The following is a 17,714-nucleotide window of genomic DNA, read 5'->3' as shown; positions in this document are numbered from 1 at the left end:
GGCTTGCTCGCGAAGGCTGATTTACCGACAACGAATAACGAACAGGTTACTTCCAGGGCGTGGGCTCACCAAACAACTGCCCCTGCACCCCATACAGGCCCATCTCGCGAATCACCGACAACTCGCCTTCGGTCTCCACCCGCTCGGCAATCAACGGTAGATCGATGCTGTGCGCCGCACGCTGGATCGCCTCGATGAACAGGCGCTTGTCGCTCTCCTGATCGATCGCGCGAATGTAACTGCCATCGATCTTCAAGTACGCCAGCCCCAGCCGCGCCAGGTTGCCGATCATGCTGAAGCGTCCACCAAAGCGCTGCAGACTCAGGGAGAAACCGAGTTCACGCAGGCGCCGGGTCAACTGCTCCAGCACCGCTTGCTCCGGCAATTGCTCCTCGCCGATCTCCAGCGTCAGGCGCTCGCCGAGGTCGGAGTGCGCGCGCAGAATCTCGAACACTTTGTTCAGCGCTTGTGGATCGGCCAGGGTTGCCGAAGACAGGTTCAGCGCCAGCGAATCCTCATGCCCTTTCATCTGCTCCAGCACGCGCTCGAGCATCAAGCGGTCAAGCCGTGCGGTCCAGCCAAAACGCTCGAGCCACGGCAGGAAACGCCCGGCCGGGATGGTCTGGCCCTGTTCATCCAGCAAGCGCGAAAGCACTTTGTAATGCAGCACCAATTGCGTGTCCTGAGCGGCCACCACCGGTTGGAAATACAGTTCGAAACGCTGCTGATTCAGCGCCTGATCGAGCAAGCGATGCCAGGCGTGGTGATCGTCACCGACGTCCGCCACCAGGCTCTGATCGATGCACGCCCAGTTTTGCTCGCCCTGCCCCTCGGCCTGCGCCAGCGCCTGATCGCCCAGGGTCAGTACTGCTTGCGGTGAATCGCCGTGGGCAAACGGGGCGAGGCCAATGGAAGCCACGGCCGGCACATCGGTTGCGCCAGTGGCGTGCAGGCTGCTCAGCGCGCTGTCGAGGTTCTGCGCCAGTTGTAGCGCTTCTTCGCGCACCAGTCCCGGCGCCAGCACGGCGAATTCACCACCGCGAATACGGGTGACGAGGTTCTGGGTTTCAGGGTATTTGGCGCACTCGCGGGACAGTTGCTCGCCGACAGCTTTCAACAATTCATCGGTGCGCTGACCGCCCAGACGCTGATTGAGCCCAGCCAGATCCTTGACCCGCAACAGCAGCAGATAACCGGAACTGGCCTGCTCCGGGTTGCTCACGCGGTTGTGCAGTTGCATCTCGAAATAGCGCCGGTTGGCAAGCCCCGTGAGGTTGTCCTGATAAGACTCGGCACGCAGTTTTTCGCTGCGCTCGGCCTGCTCTTGGAACAGCGCCTTGAGCTTCTCGACCATCTGGTTCATCGCCTGCACCACGCGCCGCAGTTCCGGGGTACGCGGCAACTCCGGCAGGCTGAGGAATTCGCGGCGGGCGATGGCGTGGGACTGTTTGACCATGTAATCCAGCGGGCGCAATTGCCGGCGCAGCAGCAACGCGCCGAGCACTGCACTGACCGCGCCGCACAGCAGCAGCCAGCCGAGGCTGCCCAACGCGCTCTGCCACAGCTTGGCCACGGCAAACATCGGGTGACTGACCACCTCGACCCGCGCCGCCTGCTCCCAGCCACGGCTGACCAGCGCGTCGCCACCGGCCGGCTCCAGGCCGATCAGTTTGACGAACCAGTCAGGCACATTGCTCACCGCCGGAATCCCGCTGCGCTCGACAATGGTCTGGTCGGTCTTGAGATCGACCACGCGGATGCTCGCGTAATAGCCGCTGTCGAAAATCGAGCTGACCAGCAGCTCGACCATCGCCGGGTCGTCGATATTCGGCGTCAGCGACAACGCCAGCGCCGTGGCGGCATCCTGGGCATGGGAGCGCAGCTGGTTGACGTACTGGGTGCGCGAGCTCTCCAGACTGACCATGAAGCTGCCGGTGAAGGCGACCACCAGGAACAGACAGATAGCGATCAACAGCTGTTTGAACAAAGACATCTGAGCGCGTGCTCCTAGTTAGTCGTTTCGACCGGGAAACCTTCGGCCTGCATTTTCTTCAGCACATCCTGCCAGCGCGACAGGCGTTTGGTGTCACCGACCTTTTTGTTGCCCTTGGCTCCCGGCAGGTACAGACCTTCAGCATTGAAAGAGTAGACCGGCAGCAAATCGGTTCGCTGGGACGCAGGCTGAATCGGATCGATCAGGCTGTCGAGCACCAGCGGCATGGCATCGGGGGTGGCGTAGTAAGTCAGCACCATGTGTGCGCGATTCTGGCGCAGTGCCTTGACGTAGGTGATGCGCAGCTTGTCACTGGAGACCCCGAGATGGCGCAGGCTGAAATACTTGGCGATCGCGTAGTCTTCGCAATCGCCTGCGCCTTTCCACAACGCTTCGATGGGCGTCTCCCAATAATCGACCTGCCCCCACAGATCGATATCTTCTACATAACGCACCTGTTTGTTGAAAAACAGGTTCACCACTTTCAGCTTTTCCATCTCGCTGACCTGTTTCTGCGTGGCCAGCAGGTTTTGCCAGGCATCGATCCGCTGCTGCCCGGCACCCAACGGGCCGTAGAGCGCCGTAGCCTTGCGGCTGATCGCGGAAAAATCCCAATCGGCATGCAGGCCGCCCAGCATGACGCCGGCCAGCAACAGTGCGCAGCCTAGCCAGCGCAGAGTCCGGGGGATCGCGAAACGTACCGCCACAGCAGGTTTCCAGGGGGCAGGAAGGAAAGCGTTTGATGGTGAAGCTTAGCCCGGCAAAAAACAATGGCACCATGAGATCATCGCCATCGCGCTAAACTTCATTCAGGACAGCAATCCTTTACATGGTTTGACAACCTGTAGAGCAATCACTAGTGTCTTTGGATCCAAATTCCGTCGTCATTCAGGGTGAGTAGTTGTGACACAGAAGCCCAAACCGCTGCACAGCATCAAAGTCGATGGGCCGATTCCCGCACACCTTGCCCGCTCGATCATCGAAGAAACCCTGCGCTCGGCGATCCTTGACGGTCGCTTGCCGTGCGGCACCGCCCTGCGCCAGCAGGATCTGGCCGACCTGTTCGGGGTCAGCCGCATGCCGGTGCGCGAGGCTCTGCGCCAGCTCGAAGCGCAGGAACTGCTGAGCGTCACCACCCACAAGGGCGCCGTTGTAGCGCCGCTGATCCAGGGCGACGCCACCGAAACCTACGAGTTGCGGATCCTCCTCGAATCCGAGGCCATGCGCCAGTCGATCCCGTTGCTGACCAGCGCCGATCACGCGCTTGCCGCCGGCTATATCGAAGAACTCGAAACCCAGCACGACTACAGCGAAATCGGTCGGCTCAACCGTCTGTTCCACATGGCCCTGTACAGCAAGGCACCGAATAAGCGTCTGCTGCGGCTGGTCGAAGACGGCCTCAACGAGGAGGAGCGCTTTCTGCGTTTCAACCTCGAAGCCATGGGCCTGGGCAAACTCTCCCAGGAAGATCACCGCGCCATGCTTCAGGCCGTGATCGCGCGCGATGTCGAGCTGTCGGTGAAGTTGCTCACACATCACCTCAACCGTGGCGTCGACGTGATCACCCGGTTCCTCGCCAGCCCCGCCGGACAAAACCGCAAGGCCGTGCGCTGACACCCTTCACGCCGGTCTCAGGCCTTCGCGCCTGACCGGCGAATAACCCGCTTACAAATCCTCTCCCCGATCCTCCGCAAACCTGGTGGCGGATCCGCGTGTTCGCTCTAACCTCCCAGCGCTCGCAAGCCCGCCATTGCGGCTCGGCGCGGACGAATCGGTCATAGCCGTCCCGCCAATTTACCCGCACTCTTTAACGGCCACCCCATGAAGAACGGGCGACGCGCCGCACCGCCGGCGCAGTCCCCGCACCAGGAACCTACGGAAGGAGCCTTGCCACGGGAAAAAGGGAAGTTACGGCGCCGTTTCCGGCCCACTTTCATTCCTATACATCACATTCAATTTCCGCTTCTTAAAGTTGCTTTGAGTGAGGCATTCACTCTTGTCTTCAATTTTGGCCATTATTTGCCGAAAGGAGCAACTACGCCCAAGTAAAACTTAAACAAAAAGTTTTACCGGGCCGACTCATACTTGAAAAACACACAACTAAAAATAATTAAAAATAAACTTGTTAAGTTATTTGACGATGTATTAGCTTTTCCTCGCCGAGCAGGTTCTACCTGCAAACACGGCACGGCTCCGCAGTCAGCCAATAGCTTTGGCAAATATTCGCCAAAGCATGGTCGAGAGCCTTTCATGCACTTTGCAAACTTTCATTAATCCGAATGAGGCCCGCGTTCGCCAATAGAAAACATTTCAAACTTATCAAGTCCATGTTGATGCACTGAACGAGCAACTCCCTCTATTCCAATAACACCGAGGTTCGCCATGATGCCAACTAAAGAACAACTCGCCCTGAAAAAAGCGCAATTGAGCGTTCACCCGATCTTTACCGAGATCGATTCGTTATCGGTACTGCGCCGGTTCATGGAATCCCACGTCTTCGCCGTGTGGGATTTCATGTCGCTGACCAAGCGCCTGCAACAGGAACTGACCTGTACACGGCTGCCATGGTTACCGCCACGCGATCCGCATGCTGCGCGGCTGATCAACGAGATCGTGCTTGGCGAAGAGTCCGATGATCGTCCCGCCCACGGCCATTACAGCCATTTCGAGCTGTACCTGGACGCCATGCGCGAAGTCGGTGCGAGCACCACGGCGGTCGAACGGTTTGTCGCGCTGCAACAGGAAGGCGTGAGTTACGACGTCGCCTTGCAAAGCGTCGAAGTGGATCCGGCAGCAGCAAAATTTGTTCGCGAGACGCTGTACACCGCACTGCATGCGCCAGGCCACAGCGTTGCTGCCGCGTTCCTGCATGGTCGCGAGAGCGTGATCCCGACGATGTTCCAGCGCATCCTCGATGACTGGGGGATCGGCATCGAACAGGCACCCACCTTTCGCTATTACCTGGAGCGCCACATCGAGGTCGACTCCGAAGATCACGGCCCGGCGGCAGAGCAACTGCTTGAACGTCTGGTCGACGGCGATCCGCAACGTGAAGCCGAGGTCTATGCCAGCGCCATCGCGGCGGTGGAAAGCCGCATCGCCCTGTGGGACGGCTTGCGTCTGAGCATGCGCGAGCCCTTGGCGGAGGTGGCCCAATGAACGCCGCCGATTACCAATCCTTCGCCGACGCCTGGGAAACCCGCGCCACCATCCGCACCCGGCCACGGCGTGTTCTGGAAGACGATGAGCGCCTGATCTATCCGCTGAGCCGCCAGCCGCTGGTGCTCAGCGAAACCTTCCTGCGCGAATGCCCGCAGCAGCGTGATTTCGCCCTGGTGCAGACGCTGTACAAGTTCATCAACGACGTGGTGATTTTCGAAACCGAAATCGTCGACCAGACCGCCCGCGCCATCGCCAAGAATCGCTTCGCCGTACCCTTCCCGTTCGCCTGTCGCTACGACGCCATGACCGTGGTGGTGGACGAGGATTACCACGCGCTGGTGGCGATGGACTTCATGCAGCAGACCGTGGCCATGACCGGCATCGAGCCGATCGAACTGCCCACTGAAATCGAATTGAGCCGGGCAATTCCTGCCGCTGTGGCACTGGCGCCCGAACACCTGCGCAGCGCCGTGGAACTGATCTGCGTGGCCATCGCCGAGAACACCGTGACCGGCGACGTTGCCGCATTCGCCCGGGACGATACGGTCAAGCCGTCGATCAAAGGGCTGATGGCCGATCACCTGCTCGACGAGGGCCGGCACTCCAGTTTCTGGGCGCGCATGGTGCGCATCTATTGGCACACAGCCAACGACGCGGACCGGGAAACCATCGCGCAGATCCTGCCGGTGTTCATCGGCCATTACCTGACCAACGACATCCAGAAGTCCTTCGATCTGCGACTGATCGACGCCTTGCCGGTCAGTGATGCGATCCGCCGCTCACTCAAGGACGAAATGGCCGGGCTGGCGTTCCCGATCAATCGCCACCATCCGCTGGTGGGCAACATCGTGCGCTTTTTCCACAACAGCTCGCTGCTCGACACGCCGTGCGTGCAGCACGCCCTGCGTGACTATCTGGTTTGATGAGGAGGCCGACATGAGACGTCTCGACATTTTATTGATTGGCGCCAGCCAGGCCATGACCGACCTGGCGCAGGAACTCGAACAACACGGTCACTCATTGATGCGCAGCGGCGCCGCGCAATCGACAGTGGATCTGATCATCGACGATGGCTTCATCGGCGCCGGCGATCGCTGTGCAATCCCCCACCTGCATCTGCGCCTGGGTATCGGAAGGCAAAGCATTGGTGGTTTGCCGACACTCGACCTGCTGTGTTTCATCGGCTCGTCACTGATCAGCCGCGTGCCGATTGGCGAGGAGCCGTCCGGCAACGGTCAGGCACTGCGCCAGCGAGTGCTGACGCAGGTGGTCGACGAAGTCGCGCTGCTGGTCAGCCGTTTCTCCCGCGATGCCGAGTATTTTCAGCAGGCATTGCCAGCTACCGCGCCGGACTTCGAACAGGTGGAGGACCTGTCGTTTCTCGACAGTCTGGCTTACGTCCATCGCCTCAACGCCACGACGCATCCGGCATTGTTGCAACAGGCGCAGACGCCGTTGATCGAACGCCTGCAACGCAGCCTGATCGAACACGCCGAGCGGCCGGCGCTGCACCTGGTCGAGCAGTCGCTCAGCTATCGCCAGTTGCACGCGCACAGCCGTGCGATCCAGCAACGTCTGCAGCCACTGCTAGAGCAGCATCCGCAGCCGTGGATCGTGGGTATCTGCCAGCCGAAAAGCCCGGCGCTGTTCGCCTCGATTCTGGCGGTGCTCGGCAGTGGCGCAGTGTATCTGCCGCTCGAGCCGAGCCATCCGTTGCAGCGCCAGCAATACATCCTGCAAAACGCCGGCGCGGTGTTGTTGCTGCACGACGGCGAGCATCCGCTCGGTGAGTCGATGCCCGGGTTGGATGTCAGTCATATCGACAGTGCCGACGCCGATCTCAGCCAACCGTTGATGCGTCAACGGCCGACGCTTGAAGCACCGTGCATGGCGCTCTACACCTCCGGCACCACCGGGCATCCGAAGGGTGTACTGCTGAGCCAGGCGAACCTCGCGCACCTTACCGCGTGGTACGCCGATTACGTGCAATTGCGCGCCGAAAGCCGGGTGTTGCAGTTCTCTTCACTGAGCTTCGACTCATCGCTTATCGATATCTTTCCGACGCTGCTGCAGGGCGCCGAACTGGTGGTACCGGATGACACCCAGCGCCGCGATCCGCTGCAACTGGTGGCGCTGATCCGCCGCCGGCAACTGACCCACGCGTTCCTGCCGCCGGCACTGCTGAGCATCCTGCCGCTGGAGCAACTGCAAGGCGTGGAGGTGATGACCGGTGGCGACGTCTGCGAGCCTTTCGTCATCGAGCAATTGACCCGCCAGGGGAAGCTGCACAACCTCTACGGCCCCACCGAAGCGACGGTGCTGATTACCGCCCGGCAACTGCATCCGGGTGACAGCAACCGCACTCTTGGCGCACCGATTGCCAACAGTCAGGTGCTGATTCTCGACGACAACCTGCAACCGGTGCCGGAGCACACCGTAGGCGAATTGTTCATCGTCGGCCCCGGCGTCTGCCTCGGTTATCTGAACAATCCGCAGCAGACCGCCGAGCGTTATCTGACCCTGCAACTGCCGCACGGCGAGACCTTGCGTGCCTACCGCAGCGGCGACATGGCCAAGTGGGGCGAACACGGGATCGAGCTGTGCGGACGGCGTGACAATCAGGTGAAAATTCGTGGTTTCCGGGTCGAGCCGGAAGAGATCGAGCGCTGCCTGCGCGAGAGCCAGTTGTACCGTCAGGTGGCGGTAGTAATCGACAACCAGCGGCGGATTCTGGCGTTCCTTGCGCAGCCGCAGTCGGACGCTGCCCGCGATCAATTGAGAGCGCATGCCCAGCAGTTTCTGCCGGACTACATGCAACCGGTGGCGTGGACTGAACTGGCGCACATGCCCTTCGCCAGCAACGGTAAGGTCGACCGCAAGGCGTTGCTGGAGCTGCCGGTGAGCGTGCAGGACAGCGGCCCGAAATGCCTGCCGGCAAACGCCGACGAAGCGCTGCTGCTGGAGATCTGGGCGGAACTGCTGGAGCTGCCGAGCAGCGATATTTCCACCGACGAGAGTTTCTTCAACCTCGGTGGGCATTCGATTCTGCTGTCGCGGATGTTGCTGCGCTTGCGTGAGGAATTCGGGCGCAGCATCTCGATCAACCGCTTCATCGAGCTGCCGACCATCATCAAACTCGCGACGCTGGTACGCGGCACCGATGACAGCGCGGTGCTCAGCGCCCAAGCCATGGCCGACGCCGAGCGCCCGCTGAACATCGAGCCGCTGCCGATCAGTCGCCTGGGCGATGTGCACAAGGTGATCGTCACCGGCGCCAACAGTTTTGTCGGCGTGCACATCGTCGAAGCGCTGCTCGGTTGGGGCGCCAGCGAGGTGGCGTGTCTGGTGCGTGACGGCGGCGGGCAAACCGCGGCGCAGCGGTTTGCTCAGGCGCTGCGTGAGAACCGCCTCGAGCACCTGGATCTGAGTCGGGTGCGGATCTATTCGGCAGACCTCACCCGCCCGCAACTGGGCCTGACCGACGACGATTATCAGCGCCTCGATCGCGAGTTCGGCGCACTGGTGCACAACGCCGCCAACGTCAACCACGTGCTCGATTACGAGTCGCTGGCAGCGGATAACGTCGAGCCGATTTTCGAGCTGCTGCGCCTGTGTGAAGGACGCAGCAAAAAGGTCTTCAACTTTGTCTCGACGCTGTCCGCTTCAAGCACCGTCGATGGCGAAGGCCGAGTACTCGAATTGCCTGCCGCGCCGACCCCGCCGATCTACATCCGCAACGGCTACAACCTGTCGAAGTGGGTCGGCGAACGCGTCCTCGAACGGGCGCGCGAGCGGGGGGTGTGGGTCAACCTGTATCGCCCCGGCAACATCAGTTTCAACAGCCTGAGCGGCGTCTGCCAGCCGCACAAAAACCGTTTGATGCTGATGCTCAAAGGCTCGATCCAGCTCGGTCAGGTGCCGGCCTTCGCGCTGAATTTCGACCTGATGCCGGTGGACTTTCTCGCCCGCTTCATCGCCTTCCACGCCAGCCGTTATTCGACCGAGCGTGCGGTGTTCAACCTGCACAACCCCGAGCCGCTGAGTTGGGATGCCTACGTCGCTTCGTTCCGCGAAACCGGCAGCGAATTCTCGCTGGTCAGCGTCGCCGACTGGCAGCAGCAACTGGGCCGGGTCGATGCCGACAACGCGCTGTTCGGCGTGCTCGGTTTCTACCTCAACGGCTTCGAGGAGGACATCGGCGACATCTCCCTGATCGGCCACGCCAACGCTGAAGCCGGCGTGCAACAGATGGGCGCGCACTACCCGGAAAAATCCCCGGCGCTGCTGCGTCGCGGCTGCGATTACCTGAAACAGATCAACTTCATCTAGTTCACCCAAAAAGGAGCAACACCATGAGCAATCTGCAACCCGACACCCTGATCAAAAACCCGCACGGCTGCCACGTTGTGTCGTCGGTGGAAGTGCCGGCGGACGCGGCGCAGGTCTGGGCGGTGGTCGGCAATTTCGCTGGCTTCGACCGCTTTATTCCGGCGCTGTCGCACATCGAAATGACCGGCGACGGCGTGTCTTCGCTGCGCAAGAAATTCTTCAAGGACGGCAACGTGGTGGTCGAACAACTCAACTCACGCGATGAGCAGGCACGCGCCATGACCTGGACCACGATCTACAACACGCTGGGCGTGGCGAATTTGTGGGCGGCGATGAACGTGGAATCTTTGGGGGCGGGCAAGTCGCGGGCGACCTGGACGATCATTGCCGAGCCGGCCAGCGGAGGTACCGAGGCGCTGCCGGGATTCAAGGATTTCGTGCAGGGGTTTGCCGATGATGCGATGGGGAATGTGCTGAAGCTGTTTGTATAAGGCTTCAGTTTGGCGGTGACTGAACTACCGCCTTCGCGAGCAAGCCCGCTCCCACATTTTGATCGCATTCCTTCAAGAGGAACACGGTCAACCTGTGGGAGCGGGCTTGCTCGCGAAGAACGATAACGCGGTCTTCAATCTGCGGATCAGATCTTGAAGCTGTCCACCAACTGCTTCAGGCGGTTGGCCTGCTGCGACAACGCATCACAATCCTTCAACGTTTCATTGAGGTTGGCGACGCTCTGCTGGTTCAGCAGGTTGATCTGATTGACGTCGACGTTGAGGGTTTCCACCACCGCCGTCTGCTCTTCGGTCGCCGCGGCCACCGACTGGTTCATGCCGTCGATTTCGCCGATGCGCTGGGTCACGCTGACCAGGCGCAGACCGGCCTGATTGGCCACTTCCACGCTCTCTTCGCTGGACGCCTGACTGGCGTTCATGGTGGTCACCGCTTCACGCGAACCGACCTGCAACGAAGTGATCATTTTGTGGATCTCTTCCGCCGATTCCTGAGTGCGATGGGCGAGGTTACGCACTTCGTCCGCGACCACCGCAAAACCGCGTCCGGCTTCACCGGCACGGGCCGCTTCAATCGCCGCGTTGAGCGCCAGCAGGTTGGTCTGCTGCGAGATGCCTTTGATCACATCGAGGATGTGGCCGATGTTGTCGGTGCTGGCATTCAGGGTTTCGATCTGGGTGCATGACAGGCTGATCTTCTGCGACAGCTCGGTCATCGCCTGAATGGTCTGCTCGACCACCTGACGACCGTCATCGGCCTGCTCGCTCGCGCCGCTGGCGTGCTGCGACGCATCGGCGGCGTTGCGGGCGATTTCCTGAGTGGCGGCGCCCAACTGGTTGATCGCTGCGGCGACACTGTTGGTGCGAGCGCTTTGTTCGTCGGAACCGATGATCGAGGCGTTGGACGAGGCCATTACCCGTTGCGACAGGTCGTGCACGTGACGGGTAGCAGACGACACTTCGGAAATCGACGCGTGAATACGCTCGACGAACTGGTTGAACGCGCTGCCCAGTTCGGCGAACTCATCCTTGCCTGCCACGACCAGACGCCGGGTCAGGTCGCCTTCGCCTTGAGCGATGTCCTGCATCGCGCGGCCCATGGTGGTCAGCGGACGCATCAGGACGTTGATCAGCAGGCTCAGCAGCAGCGCAATCGCCGCGACCGCGACGAACATCGCAATCAGCGCCGAAGTACGGAATTGGCTGAGGGCGGCGTAGGCCTTGTCACGATCGATCGACAGACCGATGTACCAATCGGCATTCGGCAAACCGCTGACCGGAGTGAACGACAGGATGCGTTCCTGGCCGTTGAGCACCACGTTCTGGTTGCCCTTCTCGATGCGCACGCCGGAATTCGGGTAGATGTCCTTGAGGTTCTTCATCACCTGGTCTTTGTCCGGGCTGACGATCACTTGACCGTCACCGCTGACCAGGAATGCGTGGCCGAGGCCGCCGAAGTCCACCGAGTTGATGATCTTCACCAGGGTTTCCAGGCTCAGGTCACCACCGACCACACCCAGCAGCTCGCCATTCTTTTTCACCGGCATGGCGATGGTCACCACCAGACCACCGACCGCGGCCATGTACGGCGGGGTCAGCATGGTTTTGTCGGCAGCAACGGCTTGCTTGTACCAAGGGCGCTGACGCGGGTCGTAGCCGTCGGGCATCTTCGCGTCAGGGCGCTGGGTGAACACACCGTTGGCCTGACCGACGTAGGTGAACTGGAAGTTCGAGGTGAAGGCCGGTTGATCGACCAGCCCCGGGAAGTCGGCGTCCTTGCCCTGATGGGCAACGTTCTGCGCGAGGTTTTCCAGCACCAGAATTCGCCCGCTCATCCAGTTCTGCACGCTGCTGGCGGTCAGATCGCCGGCCTGCTGTACGGACGACTGGAGGTTCTGGCGAATGGTGTTGCGCTGCAGATAGTCGTTGTAGAGGGTGAACAAAGCGAAAGCCAGGACCACGACGCCCGAGGCGGCCAACAGGATTTTATGGCTGAACTTGAGATTCATTTCATGGGACTTCTTATGCAAAAGTGGGGATGCGTTCCGGGATGCAACATTCCATGTACAGCGCAGGCGGCGTTCTGACGGCCGCTCTACTTTGGTGCACGCATGTCTCACCAGTCTGTCGGCACCATTCACGGAAATCTTAGGGCTGCGTGGGAAATGGCCTGCATTTCTGTCAGATTCCCGCCGAACGGCGTGCCAGAGCGTTCGCCACGAAGTTTTTTTGCTGGATCTCCGAGCAGAGGTTGCAAAATTCGCAGCCCCTGATAAAAATGCGACTAATTATCATTTGTGACGTTCGGGCTGTCGCGTTCATGTCCTCACCTGAGTTTGCAGTGCAGGCGCTTTACAGGAGTCATCACGGCTGGCTCAACGCCTGGCTGCGGGCGCGGCTGGGCAATGCCGCGGATGCCGCAGATCTGGCCCAGGACACCTTCGTCCGCCTGTTGCAGCGCAGCGAACGCCTGGAACTCAAGGCGCCTCGCGCATTTTTACGAACCATCGCCCGTGGCCTGGTGATCGATCATTGGCGTCGTGAAGAAATCGAACGCGCCTATCTCGAAACCATCGCCCATTTGCCCGAAGCCGAAACCCCAAGCGCCGAAACCCGCGCGCTGGTAATCGAGTTGCTCGAGAGCATCGCGCGCATGCTTGAAGGCTTGCGACCGAAAGTGCGTCAGGCGTTTCTGCTGGCGCAGTGCGAAGGTTTGACCCACAAGCAGATCGCCGCGCAGATGGGCTTGTCACTGCGTTCAGTCGAACGTTACGTCGCCGATGCGCTGTATCACTGCTACGTGTTGCGGTACGCAAGTTGATGCCTGTGGATAACAACTCAGTCGCGCGCCGCGCCGAGCCGCAGCAACAGGTGGTCAAGCAAGCCATCCACTGGTTGCTGCGGCTGCGCAACAACCATGGCAATGCGCGCCTGAGTCATCAGTGCGACGCGTGGCGCGCCGAACATCATGAACATGAACTGGCCTGGCAGCGCGTGCAGTCGCTGCAGGCGGAATTGAGCCATAACCTGCGCGCAGTGCCCGGCGCGCACGTGGCGTTCAATACGCTGGAAAACAGTGCGCAAGGGCTGGGGCGACGACAAGCCTTGAAGCTGCTGTCCGGCGCGGTGCTGATGGGTTCCGCCGCATGGCTGGCCAAGGACACCTCCGTCTGGCTGCAGTGGCGCGCCGACTACGCTACAGCGACCGGCGAGCGTCGCGGCTTCCAGTTGCCCGACGGCACGCGGATCGAGCTGAACACTGCCAGCTCAGTGGATCTGGACTACACCGCGCAGCAGCGGCTGATCAAACTCACTCGCGGCGAAATCATCGTCACATGCGGCGGTAACGATGAAGGCGCGACGTTCAACCGGCCACTTCGCGTGCAAAGTCGTCATGGTATTTATGAGCCGATAAAAGCCCGCTTCATCCTGCGTCAGGACAGCGATTGCACACGGCTCACCGTCAGCTCCGGGAGCGTCGCCATCCGCAGCGGCGCAACCTCCGTCGAGGCGCTCGCGGGGCAGACCTATCTGATCGATCATCATCAGGTGCGCCCGGCAGCGCCACTGGATATGGACGTGGGCGCGTGGGCCGATGGTTTGATTGTGACCCGCAATATGCGCCTGGGCGATTTCCTCAATGAAGTCGGGCGTTATCGTCAGGGCTTTGTGACGTGCGCGCCGCAGGTGGCGGACTTGCGCCTGTCCGGAGTGTTCCGGCTGGAGGACACCGACAAGTTGCTGGCCATCCTGCCGCAGACCCTGCCGGTGCAATTGCGTTATCGCACCCGATGGTGGGTCACACTCGAGGCGGTGGCCTGAAATTATTTTGGCGGGTTTTCGCGACAAGTCCGGCTTGGTCAGTAAGCACTTCAACTCAGCCTTTGCGACTTGCCACGGAAACCGACAATGACTGTCCGCCTCACCTGTAAGAAACCGCTGAATTTCACTGCCGAATCGGGTCTGCTGCGCCACGCCGTTCGCGCCGCCCTGCTGTCCACCGTTCTGGGTGCCGGTGCGCTGCCCGGCCTGAGCGTCGCCGCCCCTGCCAGTGAAGCGAGCAGTCATCGCTACAGCATCGGCGCCGGCCCGCTGGGCGAAGCGCTGAACCAGTTTGCCCGTCAGGCCGGCATTACCCTGGCGATGACTCCGCAGCAAACGCAGGGACAACAGTCTCCGGGCGTACAGGGCGAATATTCAACTGATCAGGCGTTGAGCCATTTGCTCAGCGGTTCGGGCCTGGAAGCAGTCAGCCAGGACGCCAGCAGCTACGTCCTGCGTCCTGTCAGTGAAACCGATGCGCTGGCACTGCCAACCACCGATATCAAAGGTTTCGCCCTCGGCAACGCACTCGGCAGCATGGAAGGCTATAACGCCACCCACAGCCAGATCGCCACCAAGACCAGTACTGCGTTGCTGGAAACTTCGCAAAGCGTGTCCGTGGTCACCCGCGAGCAAATGGACGATCAAGGCTCGCAGACCGTCTCCCAGGCGATGCGTTATACCCCCGGCGTGCTGACCAACCCTTACGGGGCGACCCATCGCTACGACTATGTGGCGATGCGCGGCTTCAACGATGGCTCGGTGGATAACATCTACCTCGACGGCCTCAAGTCGATGGGCGACAGCGGCACCTACAGCACCATGCAGGTCGATCCGTATTTCCTCGAGCGCGTGGATATTCTCAAAGGGCCGTCGTCGGTCTTGTATGGCCGCAGTTCGCCCGGTGGCCTGGTGGCGCTGACCAGCAAAAAGCCGTTGTACGAGGCCTATCATCAGGTTCAGGCCACGGTCGGTACCCAAGGTCAGCGCGGGGTCGGTTTTGACTTCAGCGGCCCGGTCGATGACGACAAGCGCATTGCCTATCGTCTGACCGGTTTGACGGATCAGTCCGACACACAATTCGACCACAACAAGGAAAAACGCTTCGCCCTCGCTCCGACGCTGAGTATCGATTTCACTGAAGACACCTCGCTGACACTGCAGGCGTATCTGCAACATGATCCGGATGGCGGCTACCACGGCGGCGTGCCGGCGGACGGGACGATTCATCAGCGCAACGGCAACCGCATCTCGCCGCACTTCTTCGAGGGCGAGCCGGGGATTGATGGCTACTCGCGGGATCAGCAATCGTTCGGCTATCAGTTCGAACATCGCTTCAACGATGTCTTCACAGCGCGGCAGAACTTCCGTTACCTCGACTCCAAAGTGAACATGGATCAGGTTTACGCCTATGGCTGGACGACGCCAACCAGCAACGAACTGAACCGCTACTACACCGGCGGCGATGAACGTCTGCATGCGTTCATCGTCGACAACATGCTGCAGGCCGAATTCTTCACCGGTGCCACCAAGCACACCGTGTTGATGGGTGCGGACTATCAGCGGCGCAAAACGGTGGTCGACTGGACCAGCGGCGGTCTGGGGCCGATCAATGCGTTCAACCCGGTCTATGGCAATTCGGCGATCGATATGTACGGCGACACAAGTTACCTGCGCCGCCTGGAGCAGACCGGGGTCTACCTGCAAGACCTGATCGAGATGGATCAATGGCGGTTTTCACTGGGTCTGCGTCAGGACTGGGTCGAGACGTCGGATGAGAACCGTATCGCCGAAGCGGGCCGTCCGGTGGGCACGGAAATCAACGACCGCCGCACCAAACTGACCGGCCGCGCTGGCGCGTTGTATCTGTTCGATAACGGCCTGGCGCCGTACATCAGCTACTCCGAGTCGTTTAACCCGAACTCGTATGCCGACAGCGCCGGTAATCCTCTGCCGCCAACTGACGGGACGCAATGGGAAGTCGGCCTGAAGTATCAGCCGCCGGGCACCGACAATCTGTTCACCGCCTCGCTGTTCCGCATCGATCAGGAGAACCTGGCGACCAAGCTGCCGCAGGAAAACTTCTACCGCGCGGTAGGCGCTGTCCGTTCGCAAGGGCTGGAACTGGAAGCGCACATGCAGTTGACCGACAACCTGAAAGTACTCGGCAGCTATACCTTCACCGATATCGAGTATTCGAAGTCGATGGTCAGCACCCTGAGCACGCCGACCGATGTGATCGAGAACAAGGGCAACTCGCCAACTCAGGCACCGCGGCACATGGCCTCGTTGTGGGCCGACTACAAATTCGACAGTGCGGCACTCGACGGCCTGCGCCTGGGCGGTGGTGTGCGTTATGTCGGTTACAGCTGGGCGGATGCGGAAAACACGCTGAAGGTGCCTTCCTACACGCTGTTCGACGCATCCATCGGTTATGACCTGGGCAAGGTCGGCTTGAAGGGCGTCGACGTGCGCCTGAACGCGAACAACCTGACCAATGAATCCTACGTGGCCTCCTGCGCGAGTCTGAACTTCTGCTACATGGGCGAAGAGCGCAACGTCGCTGCCACGGTCAGCTACCAGTTCTAAACCTTTGCCTTGTGCATAAAAAAGCCAGCCCCTGTTTTCAGGGGCTGGCTTTGTCGCTTCTGTGGGGAAATTCTCATGCGCGCATTGTTGGTGTTGTTGCATCGCTATATCGGGCTGGCAACAGCGGTATTTTTACTGCTGGCTGGGATCACCGGGAGCATTCTGGCGTTTAATCATGAGCTGGATGAGTGGCTGAATCCGAAGTTCTACGCGGCCTCATCTGAGGGGCAAAGATTGCCTCCCGGGGCGTTGGTCGACGCTGTGCAGACCACGCATCCGAAGCTGCAGGTCTGGTACATGGAGTATCCGGACGAGTTGGGGCATACCGCGCTATTGGCAGCTGTTCCACGTAAGGATCCGGCGACGGGCAAACCGTTTGATGAGCGCAATCAGGTGTTCTACCTGGACCCGGTGAGTGCCGAGCAGAAAGGGCAACGTTACTGGGGCGAGTGCTGCTTTTCCCGGGAGAACTTCATTCCGTTCATTCTTGAGTTTCATTACAACTTGACGCTGCCCGGAAACTGGGGCTTGTGGTTGATGGGGCTGGTTGCCAGCGCCTGGGTGATCGATTGTTTCATCGCGCTGTGGCTGACGTTTCCTCGTGGCAAGCCGTTCTGGAAAAAGTGGTCGGCGGCCTGGAAGATCAAGGGCGGCCACGTTTATCGACTCAACTTCGATCTGCATCGGGCCGGTGGATTGTGGCTGTGGTTGTTGTTGCTACCGATTGCGGTCAGCAGTGTCGCGATGAACTTGCCCAGTCAGGTCTTCAAACCGGCGGTGTCGCTGCTTTCACCGATCGAGCCGAGCGTTTATGAGGCTCGAGGGCGAATGCCTCCATCTGAGTTGGGGGTGACACAGTTGAGTTATCAACAGGCGTACGAAAGGGCATTGGTCGAGGGGAAGAGGTTAGGACTGACAGCGGCGATCAGGGAGTTGTATTACAGCTTTGAGTACAACTTCTACGGCGCAGGATTCGGGCATCACGACACTCAAGCGCATGGCAAGTCCTGGTTGTTTTTCCACGGTACTGACGGGCGATTATTAGGTCAGGAAATTGCCGGACAAGGGACACTGGGGGAACGGTTTTACCGCTTGCAACTACCGATACATGGCGGACGGATCATCGGCTTCACCGGGCAAGTGATCATCGCGGTATTGGGTGTTGTGATTGCGGGGCTGTCAGGGACTGGCGTCTACATCTGGTGGCGCAAGTGGCAGGCCCGGCGCATCAGCAAGGCTCGCAAAGCGGCCTGAGTTTTGGGAGCCCTGAAACGACAAAACCCCTGGCTGCGTTAGCAGACAGGGGTTCT

The 17,714-nt window shown here is 60.4% G+C and carries 12 protein-coding genes; 9 read left to right on the top strand and 3 right to left on the bottom strand.

Translation table 11 applies throughout. The features are described from left to right. Positions 1–46: 46 nt before the first annotated feature. Both lapD and lapG read right to left on the bottom strand, forming a co-directional pair. On the bottom strand, positions 47–1,993 hold the full coding sequence (lapD, locus tag M0808_RS08210; RefSeq protein WP_139053425.1) for a cyclic di-GMP receptor LapD: 1,947 nt from the start codon (positions 1,991–1,993) through the stop codon (positions 47–49). Positions 1,994–2,007: 14 nt separating this feature from the next. Then, positions 2,008–2,700, bottom strand: a complete 693-nt coding sequence (gene lapG, locus M0808_RS08205; protein ID WP_007962016.1) for a cysteine protease LapG — start codon at positions 2,698–2,700, stop codon at positions 2,008–2,010. A gap of 196 nt (positions 2,701–2,896) precedes the next feature. Between lapG and M0808_RS08200 the strand changes: the two genes are divergently transcribed. The 5 genes from M0808_RS08200 (at position 2,897) to M0808_RS08180 (ending at position 9,975) form a co-directional block, all read left to right on the top strand. After that, entirely contained in the window at positions 2,897–3,607 is a 711-nt protein-coding gene (locus tag M0808_RS08200; protein ID WP_247840662.1) for a GntR family transcriptional regulator, read from the top strand. Positions 3,608–4,375: 768 nt separating this feature from the next. Continuing rightward, complete coding sequence (locus M0808_RS08195) at positions 4,376–5,152, top strand: DUF3050 domain-containing protein (protein WP_247840660.1); 777 nt, start codon at positions 4,376–4,378, stop codon at positions 5,150–5,152. After that, positions 5,149–6,078, top strand: a complete 930-nt coding sequence (locus M0808_RS08190) for a diiron oxygenase (protein WP_225136982.1) — start codon at positions 5,149–5,151, stop codon at positions 6,076–6,078. The genes M0808_RS08195 and M0808_RS08190 overlap by 4 nt, the downstream gene beginning before the upstream one ends. A gap of 13 nt (positions 6,079–6,091) precedes the next feature. After that, on the top strand, positions 6,092–9,484 hold the full coding sequence (locus M0808_RS08185; protein ID WP_247840658.1) for an amino acid adenylation domain-containing protein: 3,393 nt from the start codon (positions 6,092–6,094) through the stop codon (positions 9,482–9,484). 23 nt (positions 9,485–9,507) lie between these two features. Continuing rightward, on the top strand, positions 9,508–9,975 hold the full coding sequence (locus tag M0808_RS08180) for an SRPBCC family protein (protein WP_097086764.1): 468 nt from the start codon (positions 9,508–9,510) through the stop codon (positions 9,973–9,975). Between the two features lie 146 nt (positions 9,976–10,121). Here M0808_RS08180 and M0808_RS08175 read toward each other — a convergent pair whose 3' ends face one another. Further along, on the bottom strand, positions 10,122–12,002 hold the full coding sequence (locus M0808_RS08175) for a methyl-accepting chemotaxis protein (protein ID WP_247840656.1): 1,881 nt from the start codon (positions 12,000–12,002) through the stop codon (positions 10,122–10,124). Between the two features lie 311 nt (positions 12,003–12,313). On the opposite strand from M0808_RS08175, the gene M0808_RS08170 reads away from it, so the two are divergent. The 4 genes from M0808_RS08170 (at position 12,314) to M0808_RS08155 (ending at position 17,658) form a co-directional block, all read left to right on the top strand. Continuing rightward, positions 12,314–12,814: a sigma-70 family RNA polymerase sigma factor gene (locus M0808_RS08170; protein ID WP_098966527.1), complete on the top strand. Its 501-nt coding sequence runs from the start codon at positions 12,314–12,316 to the stop codon at positions 12,812–12,814. Then, positions 12,814–13,815 carry a FecR family protein gene (locus tag M0808_RS08165; protein ID WP_247840654.1) on the top strand — a complete coding sequence of 334 codons (1,002 nt, stop codon included), beginning with the start codon at positions 12,814–12,816 and terminating at the stop codon, positions 13,813–13,815. The genes M0808_RS08170 and M0808_RS08165 overlap by 1 nt, the downstream gene beginning before the upstream one ends. A gap of 87 nt (positions 13,816–13,902) precedes the next feature. Continuing rightward, the gene (locus M0808_RS08160) at positions 13,903–16,404 is read left to right on the top strand and encodes a TonB-dependent siderophore receptor (protein ID WP_247840652.1); all 2,502 of its coding nucleotides are present in this window, start codon (positions 13,903–13,905) and stop codon (positions 16,402–16,404) included. Between the two features lie 75 nt (positions 16,405–16,479). Then, the gene (locus M0808_RS08155; protein ID WP_247840650.1) at positions 16,480–17,658 is read left to right on the top strand and encodes a PepSY domain-containing protein; all 1,179 of its coding nucleotides are present in this window, start codon (positions 16,480–16,482) and stop codon (positions 17,656–17,658) included. Positions 17,659–17,714 lie beyond the last annotated feature (56 nt).

The sequence above is a fragment of the Pseudomonas sp. MWU12-3103b genome, from assembly GCF_023100615.1.
Taxonomy (GTDB): Bacteria; Pseudomonadota; Gammaproteobacteria; order Pseudomonadales; family Pseudomonadaceae; genus Aquipseudomonas; species Aquipseudomonas putida_A.
The sequence above is the reverse complement of the archived record's forward strand: the minus strand, read 5'-3'. Positions and strand labels throughout refer to the sequence as shown.